18 protein-coding genes are annotated in these 22857 nt (G+C 46.1%); 8 read left to right on the top strand and 10 right to left on the bottom strand.

The features are described 5' to 3' along the window. Window positions 1-73 precede the first annotated feature (73 nt). The 3 genes from QUA71_RS01230 to QUA71_RS01240 all read left to right on the top strand — a co-directional run bounded on the left by QUA71_RS01230 (window position 74) and on the right by QUA71_RS01240 (window position 7041). The gene (locus tag QUA71_RS01230; RefSeq protein ID WP_333281211.1) at window positions 74-3490 is read left to right on the top strand and encodes a response regulator; all 3417 of its coding nucleotides are present in this window, start codon (window positions 74-76) and stop codon (window positions 3488-3490) included. 206 nt (window positions 3491-3696) lie between these two features. Further along, window positions 3697-5997: a DNA phosphorothioation-associated putative methyltransferase gene (locus QUA71_RS01235; protein WP_333281214.1), complete on the top strand. Its 2301-nt coding sequence runs from the start codon at window positions 3697-3699 to the stop codon at window positions 5995-5997. Between the two features lie 102 nt (window positions 5998-6099). Further along, window positions 6100-7041 (top strand): hypothetical protein, encoded by a 942-nt coding sequence (locus tag QUA71_RS01240; protein WP_333281217.1) that lies wholly within the window; start codon window positions 6100-6102, stop codon window positions 7039-7041. Window positions 7042-7177: 136 nt separating this feature from the next. Here the strand turns inward: QUA71_RS01240 and QUA71_RS01245 are convergent, their stop codons facing one another. Together QUA71_RS01245 and QUA71_RS01250 are read right to left on the bottom strand one after the other, a co-directional pair. Continuing rightward, window positions 7178-8350 (bottom strand): TRC40/GET3/ArsA family transport-energizing ATPase, encoded by a 1173-nt coding sequence (locus QUA71_RS01245; protein ID WP_006631786.1) that lies wholly within the window; start codon window positions 8348-8350, stop codon window positions 7178-7180. Window positions 8351-8656: 306 nt separating this feature from the next. After that, a complete protein-coding gene (locus QUA71_RS01250; RefSeq protein ID WP_333281220.1) occupies window positions 8657-9049 on the bottom strand; it encodes a DUF2358 domain-containing protein in 393 nt (130 codons plus the stop codon). Window positions 9050-9186: 137 nt separating this feature from the next. Between QUA71_RS01250 and QUA71_RS01255 the strand changes: the two genes are divergently transcribed. Then, on the top strand, window positions 9187-9795 hold the full coding sequence (locus QUA71_RS01255) for a glutathione S-transferase N-terminal domain-containing protein (protein WP_333217080.1): 609 nt from the start codon (window positions 9187-9189) through the stop codon (window positions 9793-9795). A gap of 255 nt (window positions 9796-10050) precedes the next feature. Here the strand turns inward: QUA71_RS01255 and QUA71_RS01260 are convergent, their stop codons facing one another. The 3 genes from QUA71_RS01260 to ahcY form a co-directional block, all read right to left on the bottom strand. Next, entirely contained in the window at window positions 10051-11475 is a 1425-nt protein-coding gene (locus QUA71_RS01260; protein ID WP_190658320.1) for an NADP-dependent isocitrate dehydrogenase, read from the bottom strand. Window positions 11476-11919: 444 nt separating this feature from the next. Then, complete coding sequence (locus QUA71_RS01265; RefSeq protein WP_333281223.1) at window positions 11920-12537, bottom strand: DedA family protein; 618 nt, start codon at window positions 12535-12537, stop codon at window positions 11920-11922. Between the two features lie 174 nt (window positions 12538-12711). Beyond that, window positions 12712-13989: an adenosylhomocysteinase gene (gene ahcY, locus QUA71_RS01270; RefSeq protein ID WP_190658315.1), complete on the bottom strand. Its 1278-nt coding sequence runs from the start codon at window positions 13987-13989 to the stop codon at window positions 12712-12714. Between the two features lie 246 nt (window positions 13990-14235). Here ahcY and QUA71_RS01275 point away from each other — a divergent pair, with 246 nt between their 5' ends. Beyond that, window positions 14236-14784, top strand: a complete 549-nt coding sequence (locus tag QUA71_RS01275) for a mechanosensitive ion channel domain-containing protein (protein WP_333281226.1) — start codon at window positions 14236-14238, stop codon at window positions 14782-14784. Window positions 14785-15079: 295 nt separating this feature from the next. On the opposite strand, the gene QUA71_RS01280 is transcribed toward QUA71_RS01275, so the two are convergent. From QUA71_RS01280 to QUA71_RS01290, 3 genes are all read right to left on the bottom strand, one after another. After that, window positions 15080-15220 (bottom strand): hypothetical protein, encoded by a 141-nt coding sequence (locus QUA71_RS01280; RefSeq protein ID WP_190658311.1) that lies wholly within the window; start codon window positions 15218-15220, stop codon window positions 15080-15082. 207 nt (window positions 15221-15427) lie between these two features. Next, complete coding sequence (locus QUA71_RS01285; RefSeq protein ID WP_333281231.1) at window positions 15428-16123, bottom strand: PEP-CTERM sorting domain-containing protein; 696 nt, start codon at window positions 16121-16123, stop codon at window positions 15428-15430. A gap of 626 nt (window positions 16124-16749) precedes the next feature. After that, window positions 16750-17349 carry a sulfite oxidase-like oxidoreductase gene (locus tag QUA71_RS01290; protein ID WP_190658307.1) on the bottom strand — a complete coding sequence of 200 codons (600 nt, stop codon included), beginning with the start codon at window positions 17347-17349 and terminating at the stop codon, window positions 16750-16752. Window positions 17350-17754: 405 nt separating this feature from the next. Between QUA71_RS01290 and QUA71_RS01295 the strand changes: the two genes are divergently transcribed. Then, window positions 17755-18024, top strand: a complete 270-nt coding sequence (locus tag QUA71_RS01295; protein ID WP_190658305.1) for a hypothetical protein — start codon at window positions 17755-17757, stop codon at window positions 18022-18024. A 337-nt stretch (window positions 18025-18361) separates the two neighbouring features. On the opposite strand, the gene QUA71_RS01300 is transcribed toward QUA71_RS01295, so the two are convergent. Both QUA71_RS01300 and QUA71_RS01305 read right to left on the bottom strand, forming a co-directional pair. Then, window positions 18362-19057, bottom strand: a complete 696-nt coding sequence (locus tag QUA71_RS01300; protein WP_333217090.1) for a TrkA family potassium uptake protein — start codon at window positions 19055-19057, stop codon at window positions 18362-18364. 140 nt (window positions 19058-19197) lie between these two features. Further along, a complete protein-coding gene (locus QUA71_RS01305; protein WP_333281235.1) occupies window positions 19198-20532 on the bottom strand; it encodes a TrkH family potassium uptake protein in 1335 nt (444 codons plus the stop codon). A gap of 252 nt (window positions 20533-20784) precedes the next feature. Here QUA71_RS01305 and QUA71_RS01310 point away from each other — a divergent pair, with 252 nt between their 5' ends. Together QUA71_RS01310 and QUA71_RS01315 are read left to right on the top strand one after the other, a co-directional pair. Beyond that, on the top strand, window positions 20785-21738 hold the full coding sequence (locus QUA71_RS01310) for a methyltransferase domain-containing protein (RefSeq protein WP_333281237.1): 954 nt from the start codon (window positions 20785-20787) through the stop codon (window positions 21736-21738). A 103-nt stretch (window positions 21739-21841) separates the two neighbouring features. Next, on the top strand, window positions 21842-22837 hold the full coding sequence (locus QUA71_RS01315) for a homogentisate phytyltransferase (protein WP_333281240.1): 996 nt from the start codon (window positions 21842-21844) through the stop codon (window positions 22835-22837). Window positions 22838-22857 lie beyond the last annotated feature (20 nt).

Consider the following 22857-nt stretch of genomic DNA (forward strand, 5'->3'; position numbering starts at 1 on the left):
TTCAGGAATGCAGTTGTTTTAATTCTTTTTTCCAGACTGCAGCTTTTTCGGAGTAATCCACAATTCGGTTGTTATGGACAAAATTCTCACAATTCTGATAGTTGATGACGATGCAGTCGATCGAATGGCGATCAAACGCTCGCTCAAGTCTGCTGGTGTTTCGGCAGAAGTTACTGAGGCAGAAGACTGCGCGGATGCCCTGAGCCAACTCTCGGTCAGCAAAAATTATACCCAGGCTACCGCAAAACTCTCCAAACACCATAAATCTCAACCTTTAAGGGAGGTTGAGGAGACAGAAAAGGGGCTGCTATTAAATCAAATATTTGAGTGCAAATTTGACTGCGTATTGCTCGACTACGGATTGCCGGACGGAGACGGACTGAGTTTGGTAAAAAATCTACGAGAAGCGGGGCTGAAAGTTCCCTTAATTGTGCTCACAGGTCAAGGCGACGAACAAATTGCTGTGGAATTAATGAAGGCCGGAGCTTCTGATTATATTGCTAAAAACAAGCTTTCTCCCGAGAGTTTGTCTCGCAGTTTGTACAATGCTATGCGCGTTTACCGCGCCGAATCTCAGGCGTTTCATACCAGTCAAAAACTCAAGGAAAGTGAGGAACGATACAGGTTAGTTTTAGAGGGGGTGAACGACGGAATTTGGGATTGGGATTTAAGTAAAAATGAGGTTTATTGGAACGATCGCCTTTTGGAAATTATCGGTTTGTCGCGAAAGCAATTTGGCAAGACTATGGACGCTCTATACAACCGCCTGCACCCCGATGACAAGGAGGGAATCGTCGGGGCGATCGCCGCTCACTTGGAACAAGAAATAGACTACAATGTAGAATTTCGGCTGCTGCACTCAAACGGCCTTTACCGCTACTGTACTTCTCAGGGAAAAGCTCAACGGAATTCCCAAGGAAAAGCGCTGCGGATGGCCGGCATGATTAGCGACATTACTGAGCGCAAACAGGCGGAAGATGCTCTGGAAAGGGAACGGCAGCAACTGAGACAAATTATTACTTGCGTGCCTGTAGCAATGGCGATGTTCGATACACAAATGCGCTATATGGCTAACTCTAAAAAATGGGTTAGTCAATTTAATTTGGACTTGCCGTCCCTGAATAATCTCAGCCATTACGAATTGTTTCCAGATACGCCGAATCGCTGGAAAGTAATGTACCAAGAAGCGCTCCAAGGCAACGTAGTTTCTGTGAGCGAAGAGGCCTGGGAACGAGCAGACGGATCTGTTCTGTACCTGCGGTGGGCTGCTCACCCTTGGTACGATCCAGACGAAAAAGTCGGGGGAATTGTGATGGTTGCCGACAAGATTAATGAGTTGGTGGAAGGGCGGGAAACTGCCTTAGAAGCTAGCCGGGTGAAGTCGCAATTCTTGGCGAACATGAGTCACGAAATTCGTACTCCGATGAATGGGGTTTTGGCAATGGCTCAATTGCTGCTGCGCGCTCCACTGGAACCGAAACAGCGGGATTGCGCTCAGACTATTTACCGCAGTGCTGAACATTTGCTGAATGTTATTAATGATATCCTCGATTTCTCTAAGATTGAAGCTGGAGAAATGCGGCTGGAAAAGGGTAATTTTGATTTGGATAGCTGCGTTGAGTCGGTGATAGAAATTGTAGCCCATTTGGCCGAAGAAAAAGGTATTGAATTGAATATTTTAGTTGACAGCTCGGTGCCGAGGAAGTTGGTGGGCGACTCGGGCAGATTGAAGCAAGTTTTGCTGAATTTGACAGGGAATGCCATAAAATTTACCGATCAGGGTCAAGTTCTCGTTCACGTAACTGTGAAACAGGGCAACCGACTGGCAGACGGTAGACAAGAAGCAAGATTGCTATTTTCGGTGCGGGATACTGGCATTGGAATTTCGGCAGAAGGGCAAACAAAGCTGTTCCAATCTTTTTCTCAGGTAGACGATTCTCCTACTAGACCTTACGGCGGGACGGGTTTGGGTTTGGCTATTTGTAAGCAGTTAGTGGAGATGATGGGAGGGGACATTGGAGTTCGCAGTTTGCTAGGCAGCGGTGCTACTTTTTGGTTTACTGTACCTTTGGAAAAACAGTTGCTAGTTGAGCCTCATGATCCCGAACTTGCCGGCAAGAAGCTATTAGTAGTCTCTGGAAGCGCTTTGAGGAGGGCAGCGGTGCGATCGCTCGCTCAAAGTTGGGGGGCCCGCTGCGATGAGGCAGAAACTGCTGCTGAGGCTTTGAGTTGGTTGAAAAATGCCCAGGGCCGGATTTCTCAGCATTCAGGGGAGGGGGAAAAAAGCTGGGATGTGGTGCTTGTGGACTTGCAAATGCCCGAGTTGGATGCGGAGGAATTTGCTAGGAAAGTGCGATCGACCTCTATAGTTGGTTCGTTAATCGCCATGACTGCTTTGCGAGAACAGCCGAAGGCTGAATCGCTTTGCCGTCAGGGCTTTAACAGATATTTAATCGAGCCGGTGCGGCCAAGCCACCTGCTTGAGGCAATGCTGGCGCCGGTGAAGGGAACGGGAGATTTTGGGAGAGTGGAGGCTGGTAATACTTGCAAGTTGCCACCAGTTAATACTCAATATGTTACTTCTGATTCGCCGTCATCGCTGAGAATTTTGGTGGCGGAAGACCACCCGATCAATCAACAAGTTCTTGTCGAACAGTTGGCCGTTTTAGGCTATCAGGCTGACTGCGTGGTCAACGGTCAAGAAGCGCTGGAGTTGCTCGCAAAAAAAAGCTATGATTTAGTGCTGATGGACTGTCAAATGCCGGTACTTGATGGTTACAAAACGGCGCAAAAGTTGAGGCAAATCGAAGGAAGCGATCGGCATACTATCGTGATGGCTTTAACTGCTCATGCTATGCCGGGGGAACGAGAAAAGTGTCTGGCGGCGGGGATGGACGATTATCTCAGCAAACCTGTAGATTTAGATGCTTTGGCGGCGGCCCTGAAAAAGTATGAAGCCCTAAATGTTCAGGGTGAAAATAAGTATGGAGTTAAAAGTATTAATTCGGAAAATAAATCTCAATTAGCAACAAATTATACAGAAGTTGTGGAAAAAGCACAGATTGTGGCTGAGCCGGTACCAAGGGCGATCGCACTTCAAGCTTGGGAACACAGAGACTACGACGGACTGTTCGACAAGAGCAGATTGGAGCAACTCGGACGAGTTAATATTAAATTGCCAGAGCGACTTTTGCAAGCTTTTGTGGCAGACGCCCAAGCTGATATGGCTGCTGCCAAAATAGCTGTAAAAGCTAAAGATTGGCAAGCTGTGGAATATCAAGCACACCGTCTCAAGGGAACTTCGGCTAATGTGGGAGTTGTTCTGATGTCGGATTTGGCTGCACAATTGGAGCATCAAGCGCGAGGCTTTCAAGCTGAACCACCAGAGGGGGAATTGTTAAATATTGAGAGGGTTGAGAACATATTAGTGAGTTTGTCAACTCATTTAGCCCGGGTTCAAGAATTTGTGGAAACTAGAATGTTTGGTTAGTATCTTACTGGCTCCTAGCCGATATTAGTCGGCGATTAAAATCGCCCTTACAAAAACGAAGTTCCTCTCTAAAAGACTAAGAAATAAAGCGGTACGGTACGGAGTCTGCATCCTACATATAAAAAATATAGGAAAATTTTGTTTGTTTCTTCACTCCGTGTCCTCTGCGTTCTCTGCGGTTAATTAAAAAAATAATTAATTTAGCTATGAATTACGATACCAGTACAAACACTATTTTAGATAGCGATTCATTAGAAAATGATGAAAAACTGCTAACGCCTTTGATGATTTTTGCTCGGAAAATTTTATTGTATGAAAACAAGGTTATTTCTGAGCAAGATTCTGTAAATGCTGTGCCGTCTCCGGTCGATGAAATCACTAATTTATGTCTTGACAATCTCCTAGCAAAAGTGGCTCGCTGCTGTCGGGAAAGCAAGGTGGGAAAAAAATTACCGACGGCTTTTTACGTTCACGTTTCGGCTTTACAGACACTCAACCCTGTCCTCGTAATCTACGAAAATTGTGCCAGACGCACTCTCGAAAATATTGATGAAGCAACTTTAGTTAAAGTTTCACTCCATCAACCTAAAATATCTTATCTTTTTTACCCGGATTTCGATACAGATGCTCATCCTGCTTTGCAAACCAGCATCCAGATTAATCTAGCAACAGGGGAAGTTAAATATTTTGATTACAGCAACAGCGAAAATCCCCCTGTTTTGCACCGTAAGGAAACTTTTCTAGCTGCGGATTATCCCAATTACGAAAAGTTTGCGCGGCTGACTCGCTGCGAGGAAAAGTGGGGCCTGCTGGACAATACTAGCGTTATCGGCACTCGCGAGGGTTGGCTCAAATACTTGGGATATTGCGGTGTAGAAATCCAAGATCATACTGTTGTCGAGCGTTTGAAACAGGAGAATAGTGAGTTATCAATTCCTAAGATCGAGCGACACAAAGCTGCAATGGTGCGTCATTCTCTTTCTAAACCCCTGCGTCTGGTTTTAGAAGCTGATTTAGTGAGGGACGGGGCGACTTTTTTTGACTACGGTTGCGGTTACGGCGCGGATATTAAATATATTGCACAAGAGGGTTATGCTATTTCAGGTTGGGACCCCTACTATCAGCCGGATACTCCGCGAATTTGTGCGGATATTGTGAATATTGGTTATGTGATTAATGTCATTGAATCTTTGGCGGAACGACGAGAAGCTTTGCTGAATGCTTGGGATTTAACTAAGAATTTATTAGTTGTGGCTGCTCAGGTTTTGATTGATGATAGTGATCGAGGCCAAATTGCTTATGGGGATGGGGTGATTACTTCTCGAAATACTTTTCAGAAGTATTACGAACAAGAAGAGTTGAAGGTTTATATTGACCAAGTTTTGAATGTTGATGCAATTCCTGTGGCTTTGGGAATTTATTTTGTGTTTCGGGATGCAGCGGAGGGTGAAGGTTTTCGTGCTTCTCGGTTTCGATCGCACTTATCGACTCCCAGAGTGCGATCGCAAGTTAAGCGGTTTGAGGATTATGCGGAAATGTTGGCTCCTTTGATGGCTTTTGTGAGCGATCGGGGCCGCCTTCCTGTTAAAGGCGAATTAGCTGAAGAATCGGTAATTAAGGGGGAATTCCACAGTTTTAATCGCGCTTGGAGGGTGATTTTGCAAGCAACGGATGCGGATGATTGGGAGACAATCGCCGATAAGCGCCGCCAGGATTTGCTAGTATATCTCGCTCTCAACGGTTTGGGTGATCGGCCTTCAATCCGCCGACTCCCGGCTCAAATCCGCAACGACATCAAAGGTTTGTTTGACAATTATCAAAAAGCTTGCACTTTGGCAGATTTAATGCTATACAGTCTGAGCAAACCTGATATTGTGGCTGATTGCTGCGAAGATAGTGCGATCGGCTACAAACAGCCCGGTTCCCTTTCAGTTCACGTCTCCGTTTTAGAAGAACTAGACCCTTTGCTGCGGCTCTACGAAGGCTGCGCTAACCGCACAATTGGCAGGCTTGACGGCGCGACAATCATCAAATTTTACGCTCGCAAACCTCAAATTTCCTATTTATTTTATCCCGATTTTGACACTAACCCGCATCCAGCCCTCCACACGGCTATGCACATACATTTGCGCGACCTTTCTGTCAGCTATCAAGACTATTCTGATTTGTACAATCCGCCAATTTTAGTGAGGAAAGAAGCTTTTGTTAGTCCTAATTATCCCCATTACGAAAAGTTTGCTAAACTCACCCGCCAAGAAGAAAAGTTAGGGATTCTCGACCGTGGCGCAGTTAAGAAACATCGGGAGTGGGTTAAGTGTTTGGAGGAAAACTGCCTTAAAATTAAGGATCATAAGTTGTTTTGGCGATCGAATGCTGACCCAGAAAAACTGACAATGCTGCAAAAAGCTGCCTCGGAACGCCAGCAGAAAAAGATTGAGTTGAATCCAGTAAACAGTGAACAAACCGCAGAGGATGCAGAGGAGGGAAAAGAAGAGGGAGAGGAATAGTCATTGAAGCAGATTATGATTTTAGTCAGGGAGCTATATAAGCATTCTTCCTTCTTCTTTCTACATAATACCTCAAGAACCGCCTAAGCTAGAATCCATGCAATGAGCGATGAAGATATCAATACCTCCGAGATTCCACCGCTGTCTGAGGAGTTCTTTCATCGCTGGTTAAAACGGTACAAATCTGCATTCGGACATCGAGCATTAATGAAAATGAAAATATTCCCTGCTCGCATTCATATTCTGCTTGCGAGTCAAGCTACCGTCGGACTAATCATTCGACGCGGCCCGTCTAAGCAGGTTGCCACAATACTCTGGGATCGACAATGCGATCGATTCCAACTGGGACAATGGTTAAAGGGACGTATCTACGAACGCCGGAGTGACCTCTCACCCGACGGCAAATATCTGATTTACTTCGCGATGAATGGTCGCTGGCAATCGGAGGCCTGTGGTGCCTGGACTGCGATTTCACAAGCACCATACCTTAATGCGATCGCCATTTTTCCCAAGGGGGATTGTTGGCATGGGGGTGGTCTGTGGACGAGCAAAGCCACCTACTGGCTCAACGACGGCTACGGCCACCAGATATTGCGGGATACTTCGACAGTCCGTCGCGACACCACCTACGCCCCAACCTGCAATTATGGCAACAACGAGTGTCTCGGCGTCTATTACCCTCGACTTTTACGCGATGGTTGGCAACTGGTCGATCGCGTACAGTTCGGCAAATGGAAAGCCCAAGATATCTTTGAAAAATCGATCGGCAACGACTGGATACTCCGCAAAATCGCCCATGCCGAGATTGATAAACCAGAGGGGAAAGGCTGTTATTGGGATGAACATTCACTGGTTAATCGGGCTACTAATGCCACGATTAGTTATCCCCAATGGGAGTGGGCAGAGCTGGATGGCAAACGGCTAGTCTGGGCGGCTGAAGGCAACCTCTATGCGGCAGAGGTAACAGCGGAAGGATTAACCAACGTTGTCCTATTATTTGATTTTAATGATATGCAATTTCAGCCGGTCGCTGCGCCATACTGAATCATCATCCATTTCCCAGTTGGAAGAGATTACCTTTGTCCAGAAAACAGTTCTGCAACTACTAAAAACCAAAGAAAGAACTGAAGTCCTCACTACGAAAACCCAACAAGGTTCGTAGTGAGGACTTTAGCCCTAATTAAGCAAACTTAATTTTTAAATAATCATCCTCCATCTTCGCCCCCGAAGGTTGCAGCGCCGCTAAAGCTTGGGGCAACACCAAATTACGGCGGTGATTCCCAATCCGAACATTCAACTCATCTCCCGTTTTGCTCAACTGAATTTGATCTTTAGCAATTCCGGGCAAATACAGTTCAAGACTATATTGATTGTTTTCCTGGACGATCTTAATCGTATTTTCTTTGTAATAAACTTGGCTGGGGTCTTCGTCTTTGTAAAGCGTTTCTTTCAACCGTTCCAAAGCTGCCAAACCGCACATTTCTTCAGAATAAAGTGGCACTTCCTTAACTGGCAGCGGCATGAAATCTGAGTGAATTTCCTGACGGTACTGCTCCTGGCTTTCTTTCCACCGTTTGAAAAATGGGTCAGTTACTTCTGCGGGAATAATCCGGTTAGCTACTACTAAATCAGTGGCTACATTGTACAAACTCAAATACGCATGAGCGCGCAGAGACTCTTTAATTACCATTTTTTCGGGATTAGTAACTAACCTTACCGAAGTGACAGTATTGTCAGTTAAAACCTTTTCCAAAGCTTCGATTTGTTCGTAAAATTCGTAAGGTGCATCCATCACCTCTTTGTCTGGTAAAGAAAAACCCGCAAGTGGTCTAAAAATAGGTTCAACTAAAGGTCGAAGGGCGGCTGATATGCCTTGCAGCGGCTTGTAAAATTTTCTCATGTACCAGCCGCCAACTTCCGGCAAACTTAGCAGTCTCAATGCAGTGCCAGTTGGGGCAGAATCGATAATTAAAACATCAAATTCGCCTTCGTCGTAATGCCGCTTCATTCGCACTAAACCGAAGATTTCATCCATTCCTGGCAAGATGGCTAATTCTTCAGCTTGCACCCCTTCGAGTCCCTGTGCTCGCAAGACTTGAGTAATGTAGCGCTTAACTGCTCCCCAATTGCCTTCTAATTCCCTGAGAGCGTCTAATTCTGCTCCCCACAAATTCGGTTTCACCAGCCGCGAATCGTGTCCGAGTTCCATGTCAAAGCTGTCGGCTAAGGAGTGAGCGGGATCTGTACTCAGCACTAGGGTTTTGTATCCCAATTCGGCACAGCGCAGCCCAGTCGCAGCGGCTACAGAGGTTTTGCCGACGCCGCCTTTTCCGGTCATTAATATTAAGCGCATTGATTGTTTAGCTCGCCTGAAAATTCTTTACTTCTTTATTGTAACGTTCTGTAACAGAGATTAATTTAGTGGGGGAATTAATTTGGGCGACAAGCAGCCGCCGGACACAGCACATTTTCGGTCATTCACGAAATTGCTGCCATGTCAAGATCAGTTAAAATTATTTATTTCAAATATCAATTGCGGCGCCTAAAAATCCATCAGCGTTCATCTGTGTTTATCTGCTAATATCTGCGGTTAAAAAAGGGCTCTCGCTCTTGAAACACTATTTTTTATGGCTAAAAAACCTCCGAAAAATTCTAATTCTCAAACATTAGTTTTCAGAGGAAATACAAGCTGTTTGAGCACATCCAACCGCGAACAGTCCCAGTAATCTATGTGAGAAACAATTAAACCGTCGCTGTTGACTTTCAGTTCGCTCCTACCGGCGATCGCCATTTTCGGTTTCCAAGGTAACGGTGCGATCCAGCTCAGAGTCCAGCGAGTTTCTATAGTATCTCCCGACTGGGAAATCCCGTGCAAATCGAGATTTACATCCTGAAAAAAAGTCCCCATAAACCCGATCATTTTGCGGTAGCGATCGACTCCTGTAAATCGATTCACCGGATCTTCAAAATAAACATCTTTTGCATAGATGCTGTAAGTCTGATTATCGGGAAATCTTTGATAATCGTCTTTGAGAATTTCAATAATGTCCATTTCGAGCGATCGTTATTCTTCTATTATTAGAATATAATTTTAACACAAGAGATCGAAAATCCGCAATTCTCGTCCAAAGTGTGATAATATATAGGGTTATTTCCTGCCCCGCCAACTTTCAACTTAACATCACAACTATGATTGACCTCTACACTTTTACCACACCCAACGGTCGCAAAGTCTCGATCATGCTCGAAGAAATAGGTTTACCCTACAACGTGCACGTCATCGACATCACAAAAAACGACCAATTTAGTCCCGAGTTCATCGCAATCAACCCCAACAGCAAAATTCCGGCGATAGTCGATCGAGATAACGGCATCACCGTCTTCGAGTCCGGCGCTATTCTAATCTATCTTGCCGAAAAAAGCGGCAGATTTCTGCCCACAGACAAACAAAAATACTTTCAAGTTATAGAGTGGCTGATGTTTCAAATGGCCAGCGTCGGCCCGATGTTTGGTCAGCTAAACCACTTCAAACGCTTTGCACCCGAACAAATTCCCTATGCGATTGGGCGCTACGAAAAAGAAACCTTGCGCCTCTACGGAGTATTAGACACTCAACTAGCAAAATATGAATATATCTGCGGCGACTATTCTATCGCCGACATTGCTACCTATCCCTGGGTTGCTATTTACGAATTTCAAGGATTAAGCCTCGACAATCATCCCCACCTCAAACGTTGGGTAGAAACCTTGCAGAAGCGTCCCGCAGTTGAGCGCGGAATGGCTGTTCCATCATTATAAACCCCCCATCTAAATTGTATTTTCGGGAGGGCGGGACACCCCACAAGCAAGTTGACTTTTGTGGAACGGGCTTCTAGCCCGTTCTTAATAAACAGCGGGCGGGCTAGAAGCCCACCCCACAAGCAAGTGGACTTTTGTGGAACGGGCTTCTAGCCTGTTCTTAATAAACAGCGGGCGGGCTAGAAGCCCACCCCACCAAGCAAGTTTACTGGTTGTGGAACGGGCTTCTAGCCCGTTCAAAAAAAGCCCTCAAACTCAATCCGCGAAATGCTTAATAATCGCCTCAGCAAACTCCGAACACTTCAACTCAGGCACCGGCGGCTCCATCAACCTCGCCAAATCGTAAGTAACTTCACCATTAGAAATTGCCGCTCCCAAACCCTTCTTAATCAAGTCTGCTGCTTCCTGCCATCCCATGTATTCTAACATCATCACCCCGGACAAAATCAGGGAACCGGGATTGACTTTATCCAAACCAGCGTGTTTCGGTGCAGTGCCGTGAGTCGCCTCAAAAACTGCACATTCATCACCAATATTCGCACCAGGGCCCATACCCAATCCACCCACAATGGCGGCGGCTGCATCGGATAAATAATCCCCGTTCAGATTCATTGTCGCCAAAATCGAATACTCGGCCGGTCGGGTTTGAATTTGTTGGAAAATACTGTCAGCAATTCGGTCGTTGACCATGATTTTTTCTTTCCACTGACCGCTGCCGTGACTCTCCCAAATTGCAAACAGAACGTCGGCTACTTCTTGACGAATTTTGGCTTGTTTTTCTGGGGTCAAAGCATCGTATCCCGGGTCTATTTGGCGAGCATTATCTTCTAAGGTAATGTCTGGATTTTTTTCTTTGTTGCCCAGAATCCAAGACTCTCTTTCCGTTACGCACAGTTCTCGAAATTCGGTGGTTGCTAATTCATAACCCCAATCTCGGAAAGCTCCTTCAGTATATTTCATGATGTTGCCTTTGTGCACCAAAGTCACTTGCTGCTTATCTTTTGGCAACCGTAAAGCGTGGGTAAGGGCGCGCCTTACTAAACGCTGAGAACCTGTTTTGCTAATGGGTTTAATTCCGATTCCAGAATCGAGGCGAATTTGTTTTTTGCCATGTTCGGGTGTTGCTGGAATTAACTCATTATTGAGGAATTCAATCAATTTTTTGCCGATTTCGCTGCCTTTAGCCCATTCAATTCCGAGGTAAATATCTTCTGTATTTTCCCGGTAAATAATTACATCTAGGAGTTCAGGAGTTTTGTGTAGCGATGGTGTTCCAGCATAATATTTGCAGGGCCGCACGCAGGCGTAAAGGTCGAAGATTTGCCGCAAAGCTACGTTTAGCGATCGAATGCCGCCCCCTACCGGCGTTGTCAGCGGCCCTTTGATGGCGACTCCGTATTCTTTGATGGCGTTTAAGGAATCCTGGGGCAGATATTGGTAAGTACCGTAGACATCGCAGGCTTCGTCGCCTACATAGATTTTAAACCAGTTGATTTTTCGATCGCCACCGTAAGCCTTTTCTACCGCAGCATCCATGACTTTCTGGGATGCAGGCCACAAGTCAACGCCGGTACCGTCGCCGCGAATGAAGGGAATAATCGGGTCATTGGGGACGATCGGCAAACCGTCTTTGAAAGTAATTTTAGAACCAGTTGTCGGGGCTACAATCTTTTCGTACATATCTTAACAGCGCGGATAGCAATGTTCCCTATTTTGCCACGATTATCTGCCTAAACCTCAACCAATCCTAAATATTTGTATAAATTTAAGTTGGATTTTGGGGCGACCGGCTGGCCGTCACTGTGACTTTTGGGCGATCGTAAATTTAAAAGTAACTTTAAAAAAGTAGCAAAGATAGCAGAAGTTTCTATCAAATATGCCTCTCTATCTTTCAGCGCTACGGTTGGGAAGATGCTGGAAGCAAGTCAGTGGATTTAAGATTTAAGATTTAAGATTTTAGATTTACTCCACAGATGAATCTGGGAGGTTGAACCTTCGTCTAAAATTTTGGGCTGCTCGCGACTCCTGTCGGAAAGTTGTATCGGTTTTTGGGCGGGGTCAAAAGGGTAATTGTAGCCGCCGATGAACGCAAATAAACGCAGATTATTTTCACAAAATTTGCATTTATTTGCGATATTTTTCCTTCTGCATATTCTTTTTTACAACCCACAAAATAAACCAAATGACAATAATCACCACAACAATTTTGGAAACCGGACCCAGATAATCCTCTACAATTGTATAATTTTCCCCTAGTTTGTATCCGGCAAAAGTCAGCAAACTCACCCATAAAAGAGTGCCGCCTGTTGAGTAGAGTAAAAAAGGAATTAAAGGCATATTGTTGATGCCAGCGGGCAGGGAAATCAGGGTGCGAACTCCCGGTACGAGGCGACACAAAAACACGGCTTTGTTGCCGTGTCTGTTAAACCATCTATTTGCTTTGTCAATATCAGCGCCGGATACTGTGATCCACTTGCCGTATTTGTCGGCTAAATTCCTCAAGCGTTCTTCGCTCAATAACTTACCCGCATAGTACCAGGGAAGCGCGCCCAGAATTGTACCGATTACTCCTGCTGCGATCGCCGGCGCTAACTGCATATCATCACCCTTTGATGCCGTGAATCCTGCCAGCGGCATAATCAATTCTGAGGGTATAGGCGGGAAAAGATTTTCTAAAAACATCAACAGGCCAATTCCGAGATAGCCCATCGATTGCATTGTGTTAGTTATCCATTCAACCATTTTGATTTAATAATTTGGTAAGAAGAAGTCAGTAGTCATTAGTCATTAGTCATCGCTCGTTCCTAGACTGTGCTTGGGAACGCATATCTAGAGGCTCTGCCTCGACTCCCCATGAGGGAGGCAGAGCCTCCTTGTATTCATTCCCCGGCACAGCGTGGAAACGAGAAACGATGATTAAGTGCCCGAAGTCCAAGAGTTTGTGTACTCAATTTGTTCGGCCGTCAAGGTATCAATGTGAATACCCATTGCTTCCAATTTGAGACGGGCAATTTCTTTGTCAACTTCCACGGGGATTGAGTGAATACCAGGCTCTAGTTTGCCTTTGTTCGTGACCAGATATTCGCAGGCTAAAGCTTGGTTAGCAAAGCTCATATCCATCACGGCGCTGGGGTGTCCTTCGGCTGCTGCCAAGTTGATCAAACGACCTTCGCCCAATACAATAACCGACTTGCCATTATTGAGGTGATATTCTTGAGTGAAAGACCGGACTGTTTTCACGTCGGTGCTTTTTGCGCCGAGGGATTTGAGGTCAATCTCAATGTCGAAGTGACCGGAATTGCAAACAATTGCGCCGTCTTTCATTGTCTCGAAATGTTCGGCACGAATGACGTGTTTGTTGCCGGTAACGGTAATGAATATATCTCCGACTGTTGCTGCTTCGTCCATCGGCATGACGCGGAAACCGTCCATCACTGCTTCGATCGCCCGAATCGGATCGATTTCGGTGACAATTACGTTAGCACCCATACCGCGGGCGCGCAGTGCCGTGCCTTTGCCGCACCAACCGTAACCTGCAACCACAATATTTTTACCGGCTAACAAAATATTGGTAGCGCGGATAATGCCGTCTAGCGTAGATTGACCGGTGCCGTAGCGGTTGTCAAAGAAGTGCTTGGTGTCGGCGTCGTTGACGTTCATTGCGGGGAAAGTCAGCACGCCGTCTTTCAACATGGCCCGCAGGCGCACGATGCCTGTGGTAGTTTCTTCGGTAGTTCCAATTAAGTCGGAAATTTGGTCCGGGCGGTGCTGGATCAGTGCGGCTACCACGTCGCTGCCGTCGTCGATGATAATATTGGGGCGGTGGTCTAGGGCTGTGTAGACGTGACGTTCGTAGGTAGCCGCGTCTTCTCCTTTGAGGGCGAAGACGGAAATGCCGTAGTCTTCAACTAAGCAAGCCGCTACGTCATCTTGAGTGCTCAAGGGGTTGCTGGCGATCAGTACGGCGTCGCCACCGCCGAGTTTGATGGCGATCGCCAAATGAGCGGTTTCTGTGGTTACGTGGCAGCAAGCAGCCAAGCGAATGCCAGCGAAAGGCTTTTCTTTAGCGAAGCGTTCTTGAATTTGCCGCAAAACGGGCATTTCCCGGCCGGCCCACTCGATGCGTTGCTTTCCCAAGGGGGCGAGGGACAAGTCTTTGACTTCGTGTTTAATCTTGACGGATGTAGCAACCATGTATGTTATTTCTCAGAAATCATCAAACTTTGTTAGTTTTAGCAGATTAAGTCATCGGCGGGCAAGTGCTGTGATTTTACTCGATCGGGGTCGGCGCTGCTAATATTAAATTTTGATTGTGTTTTAATGATTAGCGAACGAGTCGATGGAGTCACCCCCACAGTGAGAGTCAAACATTCCTGTCGGCCGATCGAGCTCAATCTTTTGTGTTAGCGTGGCGTTCTGGAATTATTTGACACTCTCACTTTGGCTGCTGGCAGTTTGAGCGCCTGCGTGATTGCGTTCCCAGCTTGGCGGCCTGCAGATATCATCAGTTGGTTAGGACTTGGTTCAGTAGCGATTAGTTTCGCGTTCCAAGAAATCTTCAAATACTTTTTAGGGGAAATATTGTTGCTGTTGCACGAACCGTTTCAAGCAGGCGATCGGATGATTGTAGAAGGCTTTGAAGGTACTGTTGAAAAGATTTTGCGGCGTTCAACTCAAATTATTAGCGATCGGGGAGAGCGAGTTATCGTGCCGAAGGCGATCGTATTTACCAATTCAGTGCGGGTACTAACAATTATTCCACACAGGCGAACCAACCTGCGTTTAATTTTAGCCTACGAGACCGGCCTTCCTGAGCAATTGAAACCTTGGTTAAAGCTATTTCCGAAGTCGAAGGCGTTTTGTCCCACACAACTCGAGAAGTTGATAGTTCAGGCATTAAGCAAGGTTCTTTACATCTTATTCTCCGCTATTGGAAGCTGCGGGAACAAGCACAGGTGCGACGGACAAAAACCGTGGGGTGGCGATTAAAGTAGCGTGCGTCCGGGCAGACATTAAAATTCTTGGCGTTGCACAATTTGAGGATGATTATTGTGGGGAGTAGGGGTTAGGCGTCCCGCCTGCTGTGAAAATACACGCCTTCGGGCTCATGGGCCCATCCCACAAAACAATCAAAATCATCCCGCTATTATACAACGCCAAATTCTTCAACCGGTATCCGTGACTTTGTACGATCGAACACTTTATCGAACACTTTACCGTGACTGAGTTTTGAATTTTTAGTTGGGAGAGGGAGAGAGTGGGAGAGTGGGAAAAATCCTCTTGCTTAACGCTTGACTTCTTCAGGCTTGACTTCTTCCCTCAACACCCATCCGTTAAATCCCGTACACTGCGCGTTCCCGAACTTCACCCTGATATCAAATCCGCGCTTCATCGTCGGGCGTAAAATCGAGTCAATATCCAACACTCAACCATTATTCAGTTTGGCGACCCAGAGTCAACAGTCAACAGTCAACAGTCAACAGTCATGAGGAGTGCAACCAGAATTGATATGACTTCTCCCTTCTGACTTTTCAAATCAAGCAAAAGGCGAGCCGATTTCTCATTAGCGCGCCTCCTAATATTATTTTATTTTGTCAAACCTAATTCAGCAGATTGTTCGGGTTGAAAAATATCATGAAGTCGTCTTGCTAGCGCGGCGGCGGCGGGCTGCAACCAAGCCACCCAAACCGAGAGCCAAACCAGTCATTGTCATGGGTTCTGGAACTGCTTCTGCGCTCACTGTGAAGTCTTGGAAGTCTGAGTCCTTGCTGTTACCGCGATCGTCGAAGGAGATTAGGGTGCCTCCATTAAACAGAGAACCTGCTCCGTTTGTGAATTCTCCGGCAGCTTTGAAGACGTTCGTTGTTTCTTTGTTGAGCCCGTTCCACAGTTGCTCTTGCCCGCCAAACACTGCTTGCTGCGTCCTAAGGTTGTTCAAGGCTGAGGTCGAGAAGACACGGCCACCCCAGTCGCTGTCGAGCCCCAAAGTATAAATTTTATTTGCCAGGAATGTGAATACTTCCGAGCCAGAACCCAGGACTGTATTGCCCAGAGTTCCTTTCCATTCATTTTCCCACTCGTTGTCTGAGGATTTAGTTTCCGAAAACAGGGTCTTAACTAGAGAGGCCGCCGAGTTCTCCACACTGTATATTCCCAAAGAGGATTGGTACTGACCGTGAGATTCTTTGAAGTTAAACTTGATAGTTGTATCTTGGTCGAATGTGATGCCGGTGGTACCAAAGGAGAAGGCTTGAGCAGGAACTGCTGCCCCAAACAGAGCTGTGGCGGCTGCGGTAGCTGTTAAGGCGGATAATAGTTTGGTATTCATAACCTGTTCCTTTTGTGCGAGGGTCTTAATAATTTCATTATGCGATACTTTTTTTGTATTTGGGGCACTTTAGGTAAAGTTTGACACATTCTTTATCAAGCCTTTACATAACCTTCACAAATGGTGTCGATCGCATCTGCCGGTGGGCGATCGCTCCCTAAAAATACACACCCAATAATTATAAAAATTGTGGCTTGAAACCTTGCAGGTGCGGGCATGGGAGCGCGGGTAAGCCCAAGTGATTTAGAGCGGGCTTCTGCTAATTTTTTATTATATTCTGAAGTCTAAATCCTCAACAGCCAACACTTAAGTATAAATACGGTAATATTCGTGTGTACTGATAGTTAAAGGAGTTTTCTATTAACCAGAAACTGGGAATATTTGTTTTTTGGGACTTGTATAGGGGAGTTAAAGTAGTTTATCTATCGGGTAAATTACCTACAAAATGCGATCGTTGGGTCTACGTATTTTGGTTGAATTCAATAGAGCCCGTGGCGTGAGATATCCCAAAGAGGCGATCGAGGAGATGCAATTTCTGCAGATTGAAGCGGTAAAAGACCGGATTGCCCCTCAACAAAGATTGTATAGAGAAGCTGTGGCCGAGTCCTTGCTCCCGATCGACCGCATCAAAACAGACCGCTGTAGCGTTCCTCTGCCCAAGGTTCGCCCCGCTGGTGATAGCCGTTGCGTTCCCAAAAACCGAGTTCTTCGGTTTCTGTAAACTCCAGGCCGTTAATCCATTTAGCGCTTTTCCAAGCGTACAAGTGGGGAACTACCAGCCGCATTGGGCCGCCGTGGTCTGCGGATAGAGGTTCGCCGAAGACGGTGTGGGCGAAAAAGTTTTCTTCTCGGAGGAAGTCGGCGATCGCAATATTAGTAGTGTAGCCGCCGTAGCAGTGTTCCAGGACGTGCAGAGCTTTCGGATCGACTTCTATGTAGTTCATAAAATCTGTGACTTTGACTCCCGTCCACTGCACGTCGAGTTTTGACCACCGGGTGACGCAGTGAAAATCGGCCGTAAAGTTACTTTGGGGCATCGCCTGGAAGTCCGACCAAGTGAAGGTTTTGGGTTTTGCCAATCCCCAGACTTTAAATTCCCAACTCTCAATACTGACCGAGGGTGTATCGCCGTAGGTCAGCACGGGAAACCCGTTGGCGAGGTATTGACCCGGAGGGACGCGATCGCTGTTTTCTAATTCTGGCTTGCGAAAAAATTTGCCCAGCATTGATTCACGCTCTACAGTAACTGACTGCAATCCTGAGTATAACTTGCAGAGATGGGCGCATCGCAATTCATCTCCAGGTAGAAACCAAAAGCACTTCTGTAGAAATAAAAAAAATCCCTAAATTCTACCTGATGCCAACCTAATTCTGCCTTCGGAGATAGCCGAAGCTAAAAATTACCAACTATTATGATTCCAGCGTAAGTAGCTAGGCGCTGTCAAACGCAATTATGTAAACGATTGTAAAGTATCCAAATGCCCTAAGCGTGGCTAAGTCAGGCCTGTTTACATACTGTTATATAGCTGAGTTTAATTCCGCCTATATACTTATTAAGTATCTAATCTTACATTTTATCGCAATTCATGGTGCATTTCCCAATTTTTGATGTATTGTTACAATATGCTCAGATGCCATATGTAAAAAAAATTGATGGGGTAAAAATCATGATCGCAAGTTGCTTAATTCCGTTGACGTTGTGCTTGATTGCTGGGTGGGTGACTGCCGGGACCGACAGTAGAACGCTAGACGGAATTCCGGCTCCCATAGCTGCAATTATTGGAGTGTGTTCGTTAATTTGGTTTGTGGCGGCGTGTCCTTGGCCTGTTGAACTCGCTCTAGTCTTGGCGGTGGTGGTTTTCGGCAAAGCTTATTTGCAAAAAATCTTGAAAGTCGGCTGAATTTTTAGGGCTAGCGCTCCTATGATTTGCGGGAGCGCGATAGAGTGCTGCTACTTTGTTAAAATTTTTCGCGATTTGTCTGGCTAGGTTCTCAGAGGGGGTCGCAAAGGCGGAACCAACCCTAGAATTGGTGAAATTCAATTTAGATATTTCGGTTAAAAATTAGAACATAAAAATCGACAGAGAAACCCGGTCGATCTAAGATCGACCGGGTTTCTGAGGGCCTGAAATTTTGACACATCCCGCACCACTTGCTGAGGACTTAGACACTCGGAACCCAAGAAACCGGGTTTCTGAGTCCAGGAGTGTTGCTGTATGTGCGTAAAATGGCAAGCTGTTAAATTGGCAAGCGATTGATATCTTTATTAGAACCAATTACTACCATCGCGTCGCCCTTTCTCAAGCGTTCGCTTGGCTCCGGATTAATCTCGAACTTTTCGGCGCGCCCGACTGCTAGCAAGTTCAAACCATACTTGCGCCGGAGCTCCAATTCGGAGATGGTTTTACCGTCAAACTTTTCAGGAACGAGCAACTCAACGATGCTGTGATCTGGGTCGAGGTCAAAGCGTTCTAAAATGCTGGGTTTTGTAAGAAGGCGGGCCACAGAGCAGCCCATTTCTCGTTCTGGAAAAACTACATGATCTGCACCGACTTTTTTCAACAGTTTTAAGTGAGTTTCCGAAGAAGCTTTGGCTATTACGTGACTTACCCCGCCTTCCTTAAGATTTAGGGTGGTGGTAATGCTTTCTGCTAGGTAATTGCCGATCGCCACAATCACTGTTTCAAATTCAAATATACCTGCTTCCGCAAGAGCGCTAGGCTCAGTAGAATCTAACTGCACAACGTGAGCAGCAATGCGCTCGGTCAAAGCTTGAGTTACTTTTTTTTCATCGGTGTCAACTCCCAAGACTTCGTAACCCAAGCCGTGCAGAGTCGAACACACAGCTTTGCCGAAGCGTCCCAAACCAATAACTGCAAACTGCTTGTTGTCGGCGCGCAAAGTCCGAAAAAAATTTAAAGATGACAGGTTCACTGAATATCCAGCGCTGAGCGTCTTGCTGTTTAAATTTTAGCAGAGACAGCGCCGCCTCCTTTTGGTTTTTAGGTAAGTCGTAAAAGTTGATTTGGGTTGTCACCCATTGTTTAGATTATCAGCAAGTAGGCAGGATTTTTTTATCCCACTAACAAACTTTCCTCAGCATACTTAAAAGACCTGGGTTTTGGGTCGCCGAATGCAGCACTCACCAGCAGCAGCACCCCAACCCGACCTATGTACATTGTAGCAATCAAAATCAACTTACCGATCGGTGAAAGCGTGGGTGTAATCCCAGTGGAAAGACCGACCGTGCCAAAAGCTGAAACTGCTTCATACAGCGCTGCGATAAATTCTACTTGGGGATTGGTCAGCTCGATTAAAATTGCAGATGTGAACGCGACCAACAGGGAACCGAAGACTACGCTAATGGTTTTCAGAATCATTGGTGGCGGGATTTGACGCTGATAGCACTCCACATCTTCCTGGCCTTCGATAACTGCTGTGGTACAGCAAAACAATAGCCTAAAAGTTGTGGTTTTGATTCCGCCGCCGGTGCTGCCAGGACTGGCGCCGATAAACATCAGCGCGATGGTCAGAAATAGCGAGGCTTCGGTCATTTGGCCAATGCTAATTGTATTGAACCCCGCCGTGCGGGGAGTAACAGATTGAAACCAAGCTGCCATCAGTTTTTGAGGAAAAGTTAGAGAGCCGAAAGTGTCTGGGTTGTCGTATTCCAGCACCAAAAAGGCTAGCGTTCCTAAAATTAAAAGGACAGCCGTTGTAGTAGTAACAACTTTGAAGTTCAGGGAAAAAACTGTGCAGATAGGGCTTTTGTTGAAGCGATCGCGCAGCCACAGGTACATTTCCATAATTACTTGATAGCCGATTCCCCCAAATATGATTAAACCGCTGACTGTGAAGTTAACCATAGGCGAAGTGATGTAGCCGATCAAATTATCTGAATAGATGCTAAAACCCGCGTTGTTAAAGGAATTAACGCTGTGAAATATAGCAGACCACACACCCTCCTTAAATCCGTATTGGGGGACGAAAACCGTCATCAGCAAAAACACTCCTGTTAATTCAAACAAAAGCGTTGTTGCTAGAATTGACTGAATGAGTTGCACTACACCGGCTAGCCCGGGTTTGTCGAGAGATTGTTGCATGGCAACTTTGTCTTTCAAGCCAAAGCGGCGGCCCAATAACAGCAGCAAGAAACTCGTGGCTGTCATGTAGCCCAAGCCTCCTATTTGCACCAGTAAAACTAGGCACAGTTGCCCCCAAAAAGAGTAATATTTTCCGACATCCACAACCGACAAGCCCGTGACGCACACAGAGGAAGTAGAGGTAAACAGTGCTGTTATTGGATCGCTCCAAGTTCCATCAATTGTGGAAAAGGGCATCATCAGTAATAGAGCACCTATGAGGATGACAGCGAAAAAGCCCAAAGCAATGGTTCGCGAGACAGTCATTCGATTTTAGGTTTTAGATTTTAGATTTGAGAGGGAACCACAAATCGATTTTAGATTTGAGGTTTTAGAGGGAACCCACAAATCAATTTTAGATTTGAGGTTTTAGAGGAAGCCCACAAATCGATCCTCGGGCTTCAAATAAGGATATCTCTGTCTGGCGAATGCCGGAGACCGATCGAACTAAATGACCAAATTCTATGACAACAGCGGGAAAATAACGGTAGAATTCCTTTAATAACTTGCGATCCGGCGATGACATCAACACTTTACCAGCAAATTCAGCAACTTTACGACGCTTCTAGCGGTTTGTGGGAGCAGGTGTGGGGCGAACATATGCACCACGGTTACTACGGCCCGGATGGCAATTTGAAAAAAGAGCGCCGACAGGCTCAGATAGATTTGATAGAAGAACTGCTGGCTTGGGCTGGAGTGCCGTCAGAGAAGGCACTCTGTGAACCTTACCGCATTCTCGATGTCGGTTGCGGGATCGGCGGCAGCACGCTGTATTTGACCGAAAAGTTTAGTTCTCTCCCTCAAAATAATTTAAAGTTGGATGGCGGGGCGGATCAAGATTATAGCCGATCGCCCGAACCAAATAAAACGGGCCCTAGGGTTACAGCTACCGGGATTACTCTGAGTCCGGTACAGGCCAACAGAGCGACCGAACGCGCTAAAATTGCTGGGCTAGAAAGCAATGTGAACTTTTTGGTGGCCGATGCTTTGAATATGCCTTTTCCGGACGAGTCGTTCGACTTGGTTTGGTCGCTCGAAAGTGGCGAACATATGCCCGACAAAATTAAGTTTTTGCAGGAATGCTGCCGCGTACTCAAGCCGGGAGGAACTTTGATTTTGGCAACTTGGTGTCACCGCCCGGTGGGAGAAACGGCGGGAGAATTAACTGATGAAGAGAGAAAGCAATTGGCAGAAATTTACCGGGTTTATGCTTTGCCTTATGTGATTTCTTTGCCGGAATACGAGGAAATTGTCCGCAGTTTGCCTTTGACAAGTATTCGCACCGCTGATTGGTCAAAAGCTGTTGCTCCTTTTTGGGATGTGGTGATCGATTCTGCTTTGACTCCGAGCGCGATTTGGGGTTTGCTCACGAGCGGTTGGACGACAATTCAAGCAGCACTTGCTCTCGGATTGATGAGCCGTGGATATCAGAGCGGGTTGATTCGTTTTGGGATGATTTGTGCTGTAAAATAGCAGGCATATATCAGAGAAGTTTTGAGTGTTGAATTGATGAGTAAGGTGTGCATTGCACACCTTAGAAAAAAAATATTATTGGTGTGGTGCGGGTGTGAGATTTATGGGCAATGATTCGATTGGAAAGTCTTGGATTGATAAAAATGGCTCGGCTCAGCAAAGCTGGCTGAGGGCATTTTGGGAGTTTTCTCGGCCGCACACAATTGTGGGTACTAGCTTGAGTGTATTGGCGTTGTACGCGATCGCCCAAAGTGCGCGGCTGTTTGTGAATCCTGTATTTGGGCCCCTAGCTTGTGCCTGGTTGGCTTGCATTTGCGGCAATATTTATATTGTGGGATTGAACCAGTTAGAAGATGTTGAAATTGATAAAATAAATAAGCCGTATTTGCCGATCGCCTCGGGAGTTTTTTCTCGGAAAACCGGGGAATTAATTGTAATTGCAACGGGAATTATAGCAATTTTGACTGCGGTTTTGCAAGGCCCGTTTTTGCTGGCTACAGTTGGCGTTAGTTTGGCGATCGGGACTGCTTATTCTCTGCCACCAATTCGGCTGAAACGGTTTCCTTTTTGGGCGGCGCTGTGCATTTTTACGGTGCGGGGGGCGATCGTAAATTTAGGGTTATTTTTGCACTTTAATTGGGTGTTGGATTTGGGAATGGCGAAAAGCGCTTTTTCTGGCTGGAATTTGGAGAGTGTGTCTTTTGGGATTCCTCCGGAAGTTTGGGTGCTGACGGTTTTTGTTGTGGTGTTTACGTTTGCGATCGCCATTTTTAAAGATATCCCCGACATGGAAGGGGACAAGCAATATAATATTACTACGTTTACGATTGAGCTGGGCAAGCCGGCCGTCTTTAATTTATCTCGCTGGGTGTTGACGGTTTGTTATTTGGGCGCGACTTTGGCGGGAGCGATCGTATTGTCTAATGTTAATTTAGTGTTTCTGGCAGTTTCTCATGTGGCGGCTTTGAGTTTGATGTGGTTTTGGAGCGCGAAAGTTGATTTGGACGATAAAATAGAAATTGCTGCATTTTATCAGTTTATCTGGAAGTTGTTTTTCTTAGAATATCTGATTTTTCCTGCAGCTTGTTTGTTGGGGTAGAAGGGGGAGTTCGGCAACGG

The organism is Microcoleus sp. MON1_C5 (genome assembly GCF_036701875.1).
Taxonomy (GTDB): Bacteria; Cyanobacteriota; Cyanobacteriia; order Cyanobacteriales; family Microcoleaceae; genus Microcoleus.

What these genes read in the sequence shown, in the direction of transcription:
- ahcY (WP_190658315.1), bottom strand. Translation starts at nt 13,989, where the DNA reads ATGGTTGCTACATCCGTCAAGATTAAACACGAAGTCAAAGACTTGTCC.
- QUA71_RS01240 (WP_333281217.1), top strand. Translation starts at nt 6,100, where the DNA reads ATGAGCGATGAAGATATCAATACCTCCGAGATTCCACCGCTGTCTGAG.
- QUA71_RS01315 (WP_333281240.1), top strand. Translation starts at nt 21,842, where the DNA reads ATGGGCAATGATTCGATTGGAAAGTCTTGGATTGATAAAAATGGCTCG.
- QUA71_RS01260 (WP_190658320.1), bottom strand. Translation starts at nt 11,475, where the DNA reads ATGTACGAAAAGATTGTAGCCCCGACAACTGGTTCTAAAATTACTTTC.
- QUA71_RS01245 (WP_006631786.1), bottom strand. Translation starts at nt 8,350, where the DNA reads ATGCGCTTAATATTAATGACCGGAAAAGGCGGCGTCGGCAAAACCTCT.
- QUA71_RS01285 (WP_333281231.1), bottom strand. Translation starts at nt 16,123, where the DNA reads ATGAATACCAAACTATTATCCGCCTTAACAGCTACCGCAGCCGCCACA.
- QUA71_RS01230 (WP_333281211.1), top strand. Translation starts at nt 74, where the DNA reads ATGGACAAAATTCTCACAATTCTGATAGTTGATGACGATGCAGTCGAT.
- QUA71_RS01290 (WP_190658307.1), bottom strand. Translation starts at nt 17,349, where the DNA reads ATGCTGGGCAAATTTTTTCGCAAGCCAGAATTAGAAAACAGCGATCGC.
- QUA71_RS01265 (WP_333281223.1), bottom strand. Translation starts at nt 12,537, where the DNA reads ATGGTTGAATGGATAACTAACACAATGCAATCGATGGGCTATCTCGGA.
- QUA71_RS01235 (WP_333281214.1), top strand. Translation starts at nt 3,697, where the DNA reads ATGAATTACGATACCAGTACAAACACTATTTTAGATAGCGATTCATTA.
- QUA71_RS01250 (WP_333281220.1), bottom strand. Translation starts at nt 9,049, where the DNA reads ATGGACATTATTGAAATTCTCAAAGACGATTATCAAAGATTTCCCGAT.
- QUA71_RS01305 (WP_333281235.1), bottom strand. Translation starts at nt 20,532, where the DNA reads ATGACTGTCTCGCGAACCATTGCTTTGGGCTTTTTCGCTGTCATCCTC.
- QUA71_RS01295 (WP_190658305.1), top strand. Translation starts at nt 17,755, where the DNA reads ATGCCATATGTAAAAAAAATTGATGGGGTAAAAATCATGATCGCAAGT.
- QUA71_RS01310 (WP_333281237.1), top strand. Translation starts at nt 20,785, where the DNA reads ATGACATCAACACTTTACCAGCAAATTCAGCAACTTTACGACGCTTCT.
- QUA71_RS01255 (WP_333217080.1), top strand. Translation starts at nt 9,187, where the DNA reads ATGATTGACCTCTACACTTTTACCACACCCAACGGTCGCAAAGTCTCG.